This is a genomic window from Nocardia sp. NPDC058499 (genome assembly GCF_042719915.1).
Classification (GTDB): Bacteria; Actinomycetota; Actinomycetes; order Mycobacteriales; family Mycobacteriaceae; genus Nocardia.
Window position 1 is genome coordinate 444,378 of the sequence record NZ_JBHXMZ010000006.1, and the last position, 13,452, is coordinate 457,829.

The 13,452-nt window shown below is 66.2% G+C and carries 12 protein-coding genes and 1 pseudogene; 9 read left to right on the top strand and 4 right to left on the bottom strand.

Annotation, left to right across the window (positions count from 1 at the left end):
• Positions 1–56: 56 nt before the first annotated feature.
• Positions 57–914, top strand: coding sequence for an SDR family NAD(P)-dependent oxidoreductase (locus ACFWPH_RS21095; RefSeq protein ID WP_378753452.1), 858 nt, complete (start codon positions 57–59; stop codon positions 912–914).
• A gap of 72 nt (positions 915–986) precedes the next feature.
• Here the strand turns inward: ACFWPH_RS21095 and ACFWPH_RS21100 are convergent, their stop codons facing one another.
• The 4 genes from ACFWPH_RS21100 to ACFWPH_RS21115 all read right to left on the bottom strand — a co-directional run bounded on the left by ACFWPH_RS21100 (position 987) and on the right by ACFWPH_RS21115 (position 4,653).
• Positions 987–1,295 (bottom strand): hypothetical protein, encoded by a 309-nt coding sequence (locus ACFWPH_RS21100; protein ID WP_378753454.1) that lies wholly within the window; start codon positions 1,293–1,295, stop codon positions 987–989.
• Complete coding sequence (locus ACFWPH_RS21105) at positions 1,292–2,101, bottom strand: sulfite exporter TauE/SafE family protein (protein WP_378753456.1); 810 nt, start codon at positions 2,099–2,101, stop codon at positions 1,292–1,294. Before ACFWPH_RS21105 ends, ACFWPH_RS21100 begins: the two co-directional genes overlap by 4 nt.
• A 26-nt stretch (positions 2,102–2,127) precedes the next feature.
• The gene (locus ACFWPH_RS21110) at positions 2,128–2,874 is read right to left on the bottom strand and encodes a GntR family transcriptional regulator (RefSeq protein ID WP_378753458.1); all 747 of its coding nucleotides are present in this window, start codon (positions 2,872–2,874) and stop codon (positions 2,128–2,130) included.
• Between the two features lie 180 nt (positions 2,875–3,054).
• Positions 3,055–4,653 carry an ABC transporter substrate-binding protein gene (locus tag ACFWPH_RS21115; protein ID WP_378753460.1) on the bottom strand — a complete coding sequence of 533 codons (1,599 nt, stop codon included), beginning with the start codon at positions 4,651–4,653 and terminating at the stop codon, positions 3,055–3,057.
• A 518-nt stretch (positions 4,654–5,171) separates the two neighbouring features.
• Here ACFWPH_RS21115 and ACFWPH_RS21120 point away from each other — a divergent pair.
• The 8 genes and pseudogenes from ACFWPH_RS21120 to ACFWPH_RS21155 all read left to right on the top strand — a co-directional run.
• A pseudogene (locus ACFWPH_RS21120) lies at positions 5,172–5,345 on the top strand (GntR family transcriptional regulator); the annotation flags it as partial.
• A 27-nt stretch (positions 5,346–5,372) separates the two neighbouring features.
• Positions 5,373–5,864 (top strand): UTRA domain-containing protein, encoded by a 492-nt coding sequence (locus ACFWPH_RS21125; protein WP_378753556.1) that lies wholly within the window; start codon positions 5,373–5,375, stop codon positions 5,862–5,864.
• Positions 5,865–5,946: 82 nt separating this feature from the next.
• Positions 5,947–7,647: an amidohydrolase gene (locus tag ACFWPH_RS21130; protein ID WP_378753462.1), complete on the top strand. Its 1,701-nt coding sequence runs from the start codon at positions 5,947–5,949 to the stop codon at positions 7,645–7,647.
• The gene (locus tag ACFWPH_RS21135; protein ID WP_378753464.1) at positions 7,644–9,254 is read left to right on the top strand and encodes an ABC transporter substrate-binding protein; all 1,611 of its coding nucleotides are present in this window, start codon (positions 7,644–7,646) and stop codon (positions 9,252–9,254) included. Before ACFWPH_RS21130 ends, ACFWPH_RS21135 begins: the two co-directional genes overlap by 4 nt.
• A 65-nt stretch (positions 9,255–9,319) precedes the next feature.
• The gene (locus ACFWPH_RS21140) at positions 9,320–10,273 is read left to right on the top strand and encodes an ABC transporter permease (RefSeq protein ID WP_378753466.1); all 954 of its coding nucleotides are present in this window, start codon (positions 9,320–9,322) and stop codon (positions 10,271–10,273) included.
• On the top strand, positions 10,266–11,384 hold the full coding sequence (locus tag ACFWPH_RS21145) for an ABC transporter permease (RefSeq protein WP_378753468.1): 1,119 nt from the start codon (positions 10,266–10,268) through the stop codon (positions 11,382–11,384). Before ACFWPH_RS21140 ends, ACFWPH_RS21145 begins: the two co-directional genes overlap by 8 nt.
• The gene (locus ACFWPH_RS21150; RefSeq protein ID WP_378753470.1) at positions 11,381–12,466 is read left to right on the top strand and encodes an ABC transporter ATP-binding protein; all 1,086 of its coding nucleotides are present in this window, start codon (positions 11,381–11,383) and stop codon (positions 12,464–12,466) included. Before ACFWPH_RS21145 ends, ACFWPH_RS21150 begins: the two co-directional genes overlap by 4 nt.
• A complete protein-coding gene (locus ACFWPH_RS21155) occupies positions 12,456–13,445 on the top strand; it encodes an ABC transporter ATP-binding protein (RefSeq protein WP_378753558.1) in 990 nt (329 codons plus the stop codon). The genes ACFWPH_RS21150 and ACFWPH_RS21155 overlap by 11 nt, the downstream gene beginning before the upstream one ends.
• Positions 13,446–13,452 lie beyond the last annotated feature (7 nt).

The following is a 13,452-nucleotide window of genomic DNA, read 5'->3' on the forward strand; positions in this document are numbered from 1 at the left end:
CGGGACGATCCGGTTCAGTAGTGGGACGACGTGTCGGGAAATGGAAGGAGCCGAGGGTGGGTTCGGAACGAATCGTGGTGGTTACCGGTGCCAGTCGTGGGGCGGGTAAAGGAATCGCTCTGGCCCTGGGCGAAACCGGGGCGACGGTGTACGTCACCGGGCGGACACAGAAGGAAGGGGATGCCTCGCTTCCGGGCACCGTGTTCGCGACCGCCGAAGAAATCACCCGGCGCGGTGGCCGAGGCGTGCCCGTAGTGCTCGATCACCGAGACGATGCCCAGGTCGAGGGCTTCTTCGCCGGTGTGCGCGAGGAGCACGGCCGCCTCGACATCCTGGTCAACAACGCCCTCGCAGTGCCCGATGGCCTGACCGCGAAGGGGCCGTTCTGGGAGAAGCCGCTGTCGCTGCTCGACCTGCTGGGCGTCGGGATGCGCTCGAGCTACGTCACCAGCTACTACGGTGCACCGTTGCTGGTGGCCAACGGCGGGGGACTGGTCGTGAACACTTCCTCGTTCGGCGGCACCTGCTACATGCACGGACCCGCCTACGGCGCGGGGAAGGCAGCGGTGGACAAGATGGCGCACGATATGGCCGTCGACTTCCGTCCGTGGAACGTGGCGGTTGTCTCGATCTGGATGGGTTTGCTCGCGACCGAACGCACACTCGCCGCATTCGCCGCGAACCCCGGCGCCTACGACGGGCTCGCCGCGACCGCCGAATCGCCGGAATTCACCTGCCGCGTCATCGACGCCCTCGCACGCGACCCGGAGTTGATGAACCGCACCGGCCAGGTCCTGATCGGCGCCGAAATCGCGCAGGAACTCGGCGTCGAGGACACTCGGGGACAGCACCCGCCGTCACACCGGCCGTTTCTCGGGGACCCGCCGGTATTCTCCACGGCTGTTATCGATTGACGCCGGCGAGTCAGCGGAACAGCGGAGACTGCGCCGGCATGAACCCCGGTGCTTCGGACTGCTGTCGCCGGGCTACAGGTACAGGCCTATCGCCCCACCGATGATCACCAGGCCGATCACGGCGGCCGTCAATGCGACGAACCGTCTGTCCGCCTGCCGGGCAAACTCCCCGAGCATGACGACCAGACGGACAAGTGGTAGCAGCACGAGGAGGCCGCATCCTGCGACGAGGGCGATCGTGGACGGCTGATGTGCGCCGGCGGCGCGGAGGACGACACCGACGACGAGTAGCCCTGTGGTCGAGGCGGTTCCCACGCGCATGAGGGTGGCGAGCCGCTCGGCAAGAGCTGCATCGCGATCCGGAGCTGCGGTGACGCTCATGACGACACCGCCCAGCTCGCTCCGAAGGCGTTGAGCGCCATGGGCACAGCTGCGACCAGCAGTACCACCGTGAACACGAGGCGCAGCCCCGGGCCGGCAACACGCACCAGGATGCGCGCACCCAGAATCGACCCGGCGATCGAGCCCAGCACGACCGGCGCCGCGAGGGTGAGGTCGAGCGTGCCGGAGACGAGATAGGCAGCCGCGGCGCCGCAGGCGGTGACGCCGATCATGAGGTTGGCCGTCGCGGACGACACCTTGATCGGGAGCCGCATGGCCGCATCCATTGCCGGGATTTTCAGCACTCCGCTCCCGATGCCCAGTAGGGCCGAGAGTGTGCCGGCACCGAACATGAACGTCATCCCGAGCGGCAGGCGTGATACCCCGTAGTCCACGACCGATCCGTCATGGTCGGTGTAGGCGGCATCCAATGACAGCTGACCGCTCGATACGCCTGCCGGCGATCTGGCTCGTCGGCCGGTGAACATCTGCACGGCCGACAGCAGTAAGACGACGGCAAAGATCCCGTACAGGACACTTTCCGGGACCATCCCGATCATGAGGATACCGGCCACGGCGCCGAGGGCCGTGGCCGATTCCAGCACGACCGCGAGCCGTAGGTTGGTCAATCCTGCTTCCAGGAAGCGTGGCGCGCCGGCGCAGGAGCAGGCGATTACCGAGACGAGTCCGACTGCGACCGCGGCCGGGAACGGTACATGGGCGTACAAGGTCAGCATCGGCACGACGAAGATGCCCCCCGCCATGCCCAGGGCGCTGCCCAACCCGCCCGCGGCCAGGGCTCCCACAAGAAGGATCGTGAACTGGCCGGGCGTCACTGCTCGCCCTCGGAGGCGGCAGCGGCGCGCGGCAGGCGTGTGGTGAACGTGATCGCGTCACCGCGATAGTGCAGTACTTCGTAGTCCACCGGCCGGTTTCCGGTGGTGTACGAGGTGCGCTCGATCCTGAACACTGCACTGCCCTCGGGGATGTCGAGCACCTGGGCGACTTCCTTGTCCGCGGTGCTCGCCTGAAGCGCGTACGCCGCCTCGACCAGCGGTGTGCCGTGTCGATTCTCCAGCAGCGCGAAGATCGGCTCGTTTTCGAGGTCGTCCTGCGCGACCAGCCGCCCGAGGTCCGAGGGGAGGTAGGTGCGGTCGAAGGAGATCGGGACGCCTGCCGCCAAGCGAACCCGGTCTATGCGGGTGACCGTCGCACCCAGTGCAAGGTCCAACGCCGTCCGCACTTCGGGTGACGCCGGCCGCTCCTCGACGACGAGGACCCGCGCGCGGGTTCGGAGCCCCTGACGCGTCATATCCTCGACGAAACCGGTCAACGCCGTGAGTGGCTGGCTGATCTTCGGCGTTGCGACATAGGTTCCGCGTCCCTGCTTCGTGACCACCAACTGACGGGACACGAGGTTCTGGATCGCCCGGCGCACCGTGATCCGGCTGACGCCGAACTGCTCGATCAGCTCGTCTTCGGTGGGCAGGCGATCACCGGGATACAAGTCGACGCCGAGGCGCGTTGCGAGTGCGTTCTCGATCTGGGTGTACAGCGGCGGGCCGGTAAGCGGGGCCATGAACGGAAGTATACATACTGTCGTTATAACAACTGTCTCCGCTGCCCACCCCCGAACCGCCTCCTTTCCTGAGCCGACTACGGGGTGGACACACGTGCGATCGTTCGAACGGGCCCACCCCGTCGGCTGCCTCTCCGCGGGAATGGCCTGCCACACCGGACGGGTATGCCCGCCGATTGGTCACCTCTTCTTGAATGCCTTGTCGAACAGCAGAATTCCGTCGACCGTCGGGTTGATGCCGAAGAGATTCGGCGACCACGCCGTGTACGCCTCGCCGGCGCCCCATGCGAGGAAGGGCTGGTCGGTGTTCACCAGGGACTGCATATCCGTGATGGCCTTCCGCTTCGCGGTGTCGTCCGGTGCGGTGAGTACCTTGTCGAGCAACCCGTCCATCTCCGGGGACTTGTAGCCGAGGATATTGTTCGTCGAGGTGCTGTGCAGGGAACTGAACAGGCGCAGCTCCGGTGCGACGTCGGAGATGCTGTAGGCGCCGTAGCTCATATCGAAGTCGCGATCGACGTACAGCCGCTGGACCATGTCGGTGATGCTGCTGGTGTACTCGAGCGCCACGTCGAAACCGATGGCGTTCAGCTGCGCCTGGACCGCGAGCGCCAGGTTCTGCGCGTCCGGGTCGTTCACGCCGACGTAGGTGAGCTTGCCGTTGTACCCATCGGCCTTCGCCTCGTCGAGCAGCGCCTTGGCCCTGGTGGTGTCGGGGCCGGTGCCGGCGACGTCACCGTGCCATATGGACCAGGACTGGAACATGTCGGTACCGGTGATGCCCTCGCCGCCGCGCACCCGCTGGTTGATGACGTCGGTATCGATCGCCAGGGCGATCGCCTGCCGCACCCGCGGGTCCGCCCCAGGGCGGCCGGGCGCGCTGTTGAGCTGGCCGACCATCGACAGGCTCGTGGTGTCGATGAAGCCGGGGAAGGCCTCCTTCGCGGCGTTCACCGTCTCCGCATTGCGCAGGTACGCCATATCGATGCCGCCGTTCGCGAGCGCGTCGATCTTGGGCTGCTCACCGGCGATCGCGACGAACTTCAGGCCGTCCAGGTGCGGGGCGCCGTTCCAGTAGTCGGGGCGGGCCTTCAGCTCCAGCTCCTGCTGCGGGGCGAGCTTCACGACGGTGAACGGGCCGGCGCCGATCGGGGTGAATCGGTCGCCCTGTTGGGAGCTGGGAGCGACGATCATGCCGTGCCCGTAGGAAAGCATCACGGGGAAGGTCCGCCACGGCCGCTTCAGGGTGATTACCACCGTGGACGGGCCCTGCGCCACCGTGCTCTGCACCATGTGCTGGTACAGCTGTGAGTTGGCGCCGCGGCGCTGGTTGTAGCGCTCGATGCTGGCGACGACCGCGTCGGCGTCGAGCGGTGTGCCGTCACTGAACGTCACCCCGTCACGCAGCCGCAGCGTCCAGCTCAGTTGGTCAGGGCTCTCCTTCAGTGACTGCGCGAGCTGGGGTTCGAAGCTCTCCGACTCGAAGTCGTAGCGCATGAGGACGTCGTACACCGCGGACATCTCCGTGCCACCGGTCGCCGCCGCCGGCTGGGTCCGGGTCGGGTCCAGGCTGACGACCGGTGCGTAGGTTGCGAAGCTCACCGTCCCGCCCGGTACGGGGGTCCCGCCGTCCTGGTCGCCCAGAATGCCGGAGGCCGCCGGTGCCGCGGTGCTGCCGCTGTCCCGGGAACTCTCGGCGCTTGCGCAACCGGCGAGCGCAAGTGCAGCGGCGAGCGCGATAACCAGCGTTCGGCCGGGTCTTCTCGGGTGCTTGTTCATGTCTGTTCCTCCAAGCTGCCGGACAACACGTACCTGGCCGGTTCGGCCGGGTTGACGCGTCCGCTCGAGCGGCGGCGAATTCGAGATGCGGCGGGGCGATATAACAGGCCACGAGGCACCACCAAGGCCCCGACTGCTGTGCGGGACGGGTCCGGTGCGGATGCACTGTAGCGGCTGGATACGGGGTGCACAAGGAATTGCCCGGTGGATGGAATCCACACTCTCCCAGCCTGTTCGTGTGGTAGCCGACCGCGTGCGGGGGAGGGGTGCAGGTAGCCCGGCAGATTGGTATGAATTCGCCGAAAACCCTGTGGAAACCGAGGCGGGGGCCTAACTTGGTGGGAAGTATTTTGTATAGACAAAGTGCCCCGGTAGTTATGGTGATCCCGGCTCGGGATTCCGTGCGACGGACGCACTCGAGGTCGAGTGGAAGAGTTTTCGATGCACCGTGCAGTCACTGAATTCGCGATGTTCGTGCAGGCCCGGCCGGAATCCGGCGGGTGACCGATCCGCAGCACGTGCTGCTCGCACAAGAGCTGATCGAGCGAATCCAATCCGGCGAGTTCGGAGTCGGAGACAGACTGCCGACCGAACTCGAGTTGTGTGAGACCCACTCGCTCGCGCGGGGCACGGTGCGCCAGGCGCTGCGGCACCTCGAGGACGCGGGTCTGATCACCAGGCGCCGCGGAGCGGGAACCACCGTTGCTTCGCCACCCCGGATGGACGGGCACGAGGTGTTCGTCACGAGTCGAGTGGGCCTGCTCGCCTTCGTTCGACGTACCAAAATGCCCAAACCGAGTACGAGCGAGATTGTGGCAGAAACGAAATTGTCCGATCGGATCGGCGTCTCCGCTGGGTCCCGATGGTTCCGCATCGAGGGTCCCCGGGTGGTTCGCTGCGCCGAGTCCGTGCCGATTTGCTGGAGTGAACTGTATCTGCGAGCAGACCTTCCGCATCGGCGCATGATGCTGGCCGGGGACTTCGACATTGCCAATCTCATCCGGCAGCGCATCGAGCAAGAAGTCGGTGCGACTGTGCTCTCCGCCGAGGTTGCGCACGAATTGCAAGCGGAAAAGAGTTCCGCCGCACTTGTTGTCACCCATCGGCACTTCCACTCCGAGGGCGGCCTCGAGGCCGTCGGTGTGCACACCCTTCCGGTGGATCGCTACCGCATCGTCACCACGATCGGTGGCCATGCCGCTGCCGGCTAGGGCTACACGATCGATCAGCGTCAATTAGATTGTCGGTCAACCTGTTCTGATGGTTGATTCGCAACTCAGACAGGAAAGTCAAGTGTCCGAGGATGAATCGGAGTTCGGCGCGACCTTGCGCGACGCCCGCGGTGACCGCATCTACGTGGGAGGTCGCGTACGCACGATGTCGGGTGTGCGCGACGCCACCGCCTTCGCGGTCTCGGCCGGGCGATTCGTCGCGGTCGGCTCGGACGCCGTGGTGCGGGAGCAGGCAGCACCGGGATCGGTGGAGGTGGACCTTCGGGGTCGCACCGTGGTCCCCGGGTTCATCGAAACCCACGTGCACCCCCATATGTCGGGGATGAACGCCACGTCGGTCGACGCCGGCGTCGATGCCTGCCCGGACATAGACTCGCTGGTTGCGGCACTGTCCGACCGCGCCACCGTGACGGGGCCGGCACAACCTCTGGTGGCCACCGGGTTCGACGACACCCTGGTAGCGGACGATCGGGGACTGACGGTGGCGGACCTGGACCGTGTCTCGAACGACCGGGCGGTGGTCGTCCGGCACCTCTCCGGTCACGGCGTCTACGTCAACTCTTTCGTCCTTCGGAGCAGGGGAATCGGGCGCGAGACCGAGGCCCCCGAGGGCGGTGTCATCGTCCGGGATTTCTCGGGTGACCCGACCGGCGAGTTCCGTGAGATTCCCGCGATGCGTCTCGTGGTGCCGCCGGAGGAGTCGATTCCCTCGGGACCAGCGCTCGACGATGCGTTGCGGTCGGCGCTACAGCGGATGGCCGCGGTCGGCGTGACGAGCTTCCACGACATGTTCGTCGCGCCCGCTATGGTCGACTCGTACCGGCGCCTGCTCGCCTCGGGCGATTTGATCCTCCGCGGTCGCCTGTACGAGGGGTTCGGCGCTGTCGACGGATTCACGGTCGCACCCGAGGCGGGCAGGCGCGCGGGCAGCCACCTGACGATCGGCGGGGTCAAGCTGATCTCGGACGGGTCTATCCAGCTGCACACCGGTGCGCTCACCGAGCCCTATCACGATCTCGGTGACTGCCACTGCGGCGAGATGGCCATTCCGTCAGCAGATCTGGACGAGATGGTGGCCCGCTGCCACGCCGCCGGCCGGCAGGTCGCGATCCACACCAACGGTGACCGTGCGATCGATCTTGCCCTGGACGCGATCGAGAAGGCGGTCGCCGCCTCGAGTGGCGCTGTCCTGCCGGGAAATCTGCGACACCGCCTGGAACATGTGCAGACCCTGCGAGACGACCAGGTCGCCAGGATGCGTGATCTCGGTGTCAGCGCCTCGGTGTTCGTCAACCACGTCTACTACTGGGGTGACCGTCACCGGGACCGGTTCCTCGGTCCCGAGCGAGGCAGCCGGATCAGCCCCCTCGCCTCGATCGTCGAAGCCGGGGTGCCGTACGCGCTGCATTGCGACAGCCCGGTGACCCCGGTCGATCCGCTGTTCACCATCCACACCGCGGTCAACCGCATCACCCGAAGTGGTGATGTCCTCGGGCCCGGCGAGCGTATCGGCGCGGAAGCGGCGCTCTCCGGGTACACCTCGTCGGCCGCACGACTCGGCGACGAGGCCGGCGAGGTGGGCGTGATCGCCCCCGGCTTGTTGGCCGACTTCGTCGTCCTCGACGCGGATCCGCTGACGGTGCAGCCGTCCAGGATCAAGGACATCACCGTCCTGGCGACCGTTGTCGGCGGCCGGGTGGTGTTCTCCGCAGGCGACGACCCCTTGCCGACCTCACCCGACGACAACGAGGGAATGCGATGACAACTACTCAACTCGCCCGTACCGCACGACTGCTCACGGCGTTCACCGCTGCGGCGCTTCTCTTGGCCGGGTGTGCCGGCGGACCCACCACCGCGACCGATGCGTCGGAGGTCACCACCGGGCTGGTAGGTGAGCAGTCCGCGGGCGGCGAGCCGACCCCCGGCGGCACTCTGTCCTTCGCGACGTACAACGCGGTGAGCAGTCTCGATCCGGCGGACCGCCAGGACGGCGGCGCGACCGGTGGCAGCGAGATGGCCGCCATCTACGACTTGTTGATTCGCTACGACCCGGTGACGAAGGAGTACCGGCCGCAGCTGGCGCAGTCGCTGACACCGAACGGGGACAACACCGTCTGGACCCTGAAGCTGCGCGACGGCGCCGAGTTCAGCGACGGCACCCCCGTCAGCGCGGCGGCGGTGCAATGGAGTATCGACCACTACCTGGCGAAGAAGGGCACCCACAGTCAGGTGTGGAACATGTCGGTCGCCGACGTCGTCTCACCGGACCCGTCGACGGTGGTGTTCACGCTGCAGCGGCCGTGGAACGAGTTCCCGATCCTGTTGACCACCGGTCCGGGCATGGTCGTGGCGCCGTCGTCGATGGCGTCCGGCACGTTCACGCCGATCGGCGCCGGACCCTTCACTGTGGAGAGCTTCGCGTCGCAGGACGAGCTCGTGCTCGCCGCGAACCCGGGTTACTGGGGCGGCAAGCCGTATCTGGACAGGTTGCGGTTCCCCGCTATCGTCGGGGAGCAGCCGAAGCTGGATGCCCTGCACAGCGGCGACGTCCAGGCCGCATACCTCCGCAACGCCGAGGTCGTCCACAATGCGCTCGCCGCCGGGAACCGCGGATACGTCTATACCGTCAGCATGGGCGGTGTCGGCAACATCAACCAGCGCGTGGGCAGGGCCGCGTCCGACGAGCGGGTGCGGAAGGCGATCGTCACGGCGTTCGATCCGAACGTCTTCGATGAGCGGGTCGAGGGCGGCTACGGTAGGCCCGGCAGCGATATGTTCGCCGATTGGTCGCGGTGGCACGGCGACGTGGCGGGTTCGGGCTACGACCCCGAGGCCGCCAAACGCTATCTCGCAGAGGCCGAAGCGGACGGGTACGACGGCAGACTCACCTACGCCGGGCTGAACGATCCCGGGGCGCAGCAATCCGCCCTGGCATTCCAGTCGATGCTCGAGGCCGTCGGATTCACCGTCGATATCGTCTACGCCAACAGCATCAACGACCTCGTGAAGCGAATGTACGTCCAGCACGACTACGACATCGGATACGCCGGGTTCAACGTTCTGGACGAGTCGCCGTTCATCCGCATGTACGGCAACCTCAGCAGCGCCTCCACGTCGAATGTTCTCGGCTACGCGAACCCGGACATGGACGATCTGCTGCTCCGGTTGCAGACCGCACCGACGGATGAGGCCCGGCTCGGCGTCGTCGAAGACATCCAGTCGCTGGTGAACGAGACCGCCCCGATGGTGGTGGTCGGCTCCGGGAAGTACTTCGTCCCATGGAGTGAGAGTGTGAGTGGTGTCACTCCGAGTGCCGACGGCATCATGCTGTTCGGCGATGCGTGGATAGCCCCGAATCACTCGTCGTAGCACCCCGTTCAGTCGGCCTCGGGCAGCGATGCCCGACCGGATCTCAGGAAGGAGACGGTGCGACGATGACCAGAACAGTGATCGACAAGGTAGTCGAGCTGATCGTCGTGCTCTTCATCGTCAGTCTCGGCACGTTCGCCCTCGTATCGTTCATTCCGGGCGATCCGTCTGTCGCGATGTTGGGCGAAGGGCGCACACCGGAGGAATACGCGCAGGCCCGTGCGGAGATGGGGCTCGACGATCCCTTCTTGACGCGGTACTGGGACTGGCTGTCGGGTGCCCTACACGGTGACCTCGGCCAGTCGATGGTGCCGCCGCAGGGACCGGTGATCGACAGCATCGGTGCAGCCCTGCCGGTGAGCGTGCAGCTGGCGGTCATGGGCCTGGTGATCGCGCTGGCCGTTGCGGTGCCGCTGGCCATGTATTCGGCGCGCCACCAGGGCGGTTGGATCGATCGCGCGATCAGCGCCGGCACCTTCGGTGTGCTGTCGGTTCCCAGCTTCCTGTCCGGTCTGCTGCTGATCATGGTGATGGTCAACTATCTCGGGTGGTTCCCGCGCTCGCAGTGGGTGCGGGTCTCCGAGGGGCTGGGGCAGAACCTCTATCATGCGATCCTGCCGGCGATCGCCATCAGCTTGCTCGAGATGGCGATGTTCACCCGGATCCTGCGGAGCGACCTGGTGACGACGCTGAAGGAGAACTTCATCCTCGTCGCCAAGGCGAAGGGTATGTCGAACACCAGACTGCTGTTCAGCGATGCGCTGCGCCCGTCATCGTTCTCCCTGATCACGATGCTCGGCATCGCGATCGGGTCGATGATCGGCAGCACCGTCATCGTCGAGACTCTCTTCTCGTTGCCCGGTATGGGTTCACTGATCGTCCGCTCGGCTCAGCAGGGCGATATGCCGATGGTGCAGGGCGCGGTCCTGGTCATCGCCGTCATCTACGTCGTGGCCAACAGCGTCATCGATCTCTCCTACGGATACCTCGACCCAAGGAGCCGGCGAGCCCATGTCTGAGCTGACCACTTCCGGGGCGACGGCCGACGTCGAGATGCCGACTGTCACCGGCCGCGTCCTCGACGATGCGAGCGCGGAGAAACAGGCGAACGCGTCGGCTCTTGCCGAACGCCGTAACCTGTACCGGATCGGCGCGATCCTCACCGTCGTCGGCCTGGTGGGCGTCGGCGTCGGCCTGGCGCCCTTGCTGGTCATGGGGGCACGAATCGTCTTCTTCCTCATCGGCCTGGTCGCGCTCTACATGGGTGTGCGGCGGCTGGGGCTGGCTCGTATCGGCTCCGACTTCGACCTGACATTCATCCTGTCCTGCGCGTGGCTGACGGTGTTGATCGCCGCGGCCCTGCTGGCCCCGCTGCTGCCGCTGGCCGAGCACGAGGACACCACCAAGACACTCGGGGCGGACAGCTATGCCGCGCCGAACCTGCTCTCGGAACATCCATTGGGTACCAACAACTTCGGTCTCGACATGCTCGCGCGATCGATCTATGGTGCGAGGTCTTCGCTCATCGTCGCGGTGGCGGCCGTGCTGATCGGCATGATCGTGGGCGGTGCGATCGGTATCATCGCCGGCTACTTCGGGGGCAGAATCGACCGGATCGTAGGCATCCTGACGAACTCGCTGCTCGCGATTCCGGCGCTGATCCTGTTGATCGCGCTCGCCTCGGTACTCGAGCCGAACTTGCGGAACATCTCCTTCGCACTGGCGATCCTCGCGATTCCGAGCATGCTGCGTATCGCTCGAGCCAACACGCTGGTGCTTTCGCAACGCGAGTTCGTCCTGGCGGCACGGGCTATGGGCGCCACCAGGTGGCGGGTGATGGTGCGGGAGATCGCGCCCAACGTCGCGCTGCCGCTCGCGTCGCTCGGCATGGTGATGATTTCGGTGATGATCGTCGCGGAGGCGTCGCTGAGCTTTCTCGGGCTCGGCATCGCGCCGCCGACCCCGACGTGGGGGAACATGATCTCGGAGGGACAAGGCACGGTTTTCGAGAAGCACCCGTACATCGTGCTGGTGCCCGGTGTGTTCCTGTTCCTGACGGTCTTCTCGTTCAACATGGTCGGTGAGAAGGCGCAGAAGCGCACCGGCGGAACCCGCGAGGTGAAACTGTGACCAGCGACGAACCACTCCTGACCGTGGACGGGGTGTCCACGAGGTTCCGCACGAAGCGGGGTCAGCTCCGCGCCGTCGACGGGGTCTCCCTCCAACTCGACGCCGGCGAGACCCTCGGCCTGGTCGGCGAATCAGGATCCGGCAAATCCGTTCTGGGGCAGACCATCATGGGTTTGGTATCGCATGGCGGCAGCACCACCGTCACCGGCCAGGTGCGCTTCATGGGTCACGATATGCAGGCGTTGACCCGGAAACAGCAGCAGCAGCTGTGGGGCAACGATATCGCGATGGTGTTCCAGGATCCGATGTCGGCGCTCAACCCGTTCAAGCGGATCGGGACGCACATCACGGAATCCTTGCGCGCCCACCTCGGCCTGGACAAGGCCCAGGCGCGTGAACGCGCGATCGAACTGCTGCGCAAGGTCCGCATACCCGAACCGGCGCGGCGGATCGACCAGTATCCGCACGAATTGTCCGGCGGCATGCGCCAGCGTGTGGTCATCGCGATGGCATTGGCGTGCGATCCCAAGCTGACCATCGCGGACGAGCCGACGACCGCGCTGGACGTCACCGTCCAGAAACAGATACTGGAGCTGCTCGACTCCCTGCGCACCGAGATGGGCATGGCGGGGATCCTCGTCAGTCACGATCTGGGCGTCGTTGCGGGACAGACGGATCGGGTGGCCGTGATGTATGCCGGGCGGATCGTCGAGACAGCGCCGACCCGGCAGCTGTTCACCAACCCGAAGCACCCGTACACGCGGGCACTGCTGGCGGCGGTGCCACGGCTCGAACAGGAACCGCACGCGCCCCTCGAATCCATCGAGGGGGGGCTGCCGGACATGACGAAACCGCCGGAGGGGTGCTCGTTCGCGTCGCGCTGCCAGTACGCACAGTCCGAGTGTCAGGAGATGGCGCCGTCCCTCACCGCTGCCCCCGACGCAGGCGATGCCCGCGACCCGCACGAGGTGGCCTGTCATTTTCCGTTCGACGATGGCGGTGTCGCCGATCTCGGAGTGCTGCGCACGGGGGGCGCCCACGAGCGTGAGCTGGAAGTGGAGAGAGCATCTGATGGCCGGTAGTGGAATTGCGCATCTGCGCGGCGGGGACATGCCTGTGCTGTCCGTCGAGAACTTGACCGTGGAGTTCCCGGCGGGTCGCGGTCAGACGGTGCACGCGGTGTCCGGCATCAGCTTCGACCTGCTTGCGGGCGAGACTCTCGGCATCGTCGGCGAGTCCGGCTGCGGCAAGTCCACCGTCGGGCGCGCTGTCCTGCAGTTGCCTGCCCCGAAGTCGGGCAAAGTGCAGATCGAAGGCGTCGAGCTGACGGCCCTGAGTCCGTCTGCGCTGCGATCGATTCGGGCGAAGATGCAGATGATCATGCAGGACCCGATCTCGTCGCTGAACCCGCGCCGCAAGGTCAAGCATCTGGTGACCGAGGGTGCCCGGATGTGGGGGAAGCACAACAAGGAACGGCTCGACGACCTCGGCCGGCAACTGCTGCGGGCGGTCGGGCTGGACCCGGACGTGGTGTGGGACCGGCTGCCCGGTGAGCTGTCGGGCGGTCAGTGCCAGCGCGTGTGCATCGCCCGCGCGATGATGCTCGAGCCCAAGGTGCTCATCTGCGACGAACCGGTGTCCAGCCTCGACGTATCGGTGCAGGCGCAGATTCTCAACCTGCTCGAACAGACGAAAACCGAGTTCGAGCTGACGATGATCTTCATCGCGCACAATATGGCGGTCGTGAAAAACGTCAGCGACCGAGTGATGGTGATGTACCTGGGCAAAGTCTGCGAGGTCTCGCCCTCGTCGAACCTGGAGAACGCGGCGCGGCACCCGTATTCGCGCCTATTGCTGGCGTCGATCCCCGACACCGAACGGCAGCGTGGTGACCCGAGGGATACCGAGCAGATCGAGGGCGACCTGCCGTCGCCGTTGAATCCGCCGTCGGGCTGCCGATTCCGGACGCGATGCCCACTCGCCACCGATCGCTGCGCGGCCGAGGAGCCGCAGCTGCGGGAGGTGGATGCGAACCACTTCGTCGCCTGCCACCACGTCTGACCCCCGG

Coding starts and splice junctions, on each gene's coding strand:
- ACFWPH_RS21140 (WP_378753466.1), top strand. CDS start 9,320: ATGACCAGAACAGTGATCGACAAGGTAGTCGAGCTGATCGTCGTGCTC.
- ACFWPH_RS21135 (WP_378753464.1), top strand. CDS start 7,644: ATGACAACTACTCAACTCGCCCGTACCGCACGACTGCTCACGGCGTTC.
- ACFWPH_RS21115 (WP_378753460.1), bottom strand. CDS start 4,653: ATGAACAAGCACCCGAGAAGACCCGGCCGAACGCTGGTTATCGCGCTC.
- ACFWPH_RS21125 (WP_378753556.1), top strand. CDS start 5,373: ATGGACGGGCACGAGGTGTTCGTCACGAGTCGAGTGGGCCTGCTCGCC.
- ACFWPH_RS21100 (WP_378753454.1), bottom strand. CDS start 1,295: ATGAGCGTCACCGCAGCTCCGGATCGCGATGCAGCTCTTGCCGAGCGG.
- ACFWPH_RS21155 (WP_378753558.1), top strand. CDS start 12,456: ATGGCCGGTAGTGGAATTGCGCATCTGCGCGGCGGGGACATGCCTGTG.
- ACFWPH_RS21110 (WP_378753458.1), bottom strand. CDS start 2,874: ATGGCCCCGCTTACCGGCCCGCCGCTGTACACCCAGATCGAGAACGCA.
- ACFWPH_RS21145 (WP_378753468.1), top strand. CDS start 10,266: ATGTCTGAGCTGACCACTTCCGGGGCGACGGCCGACGTCGAGATGCCG.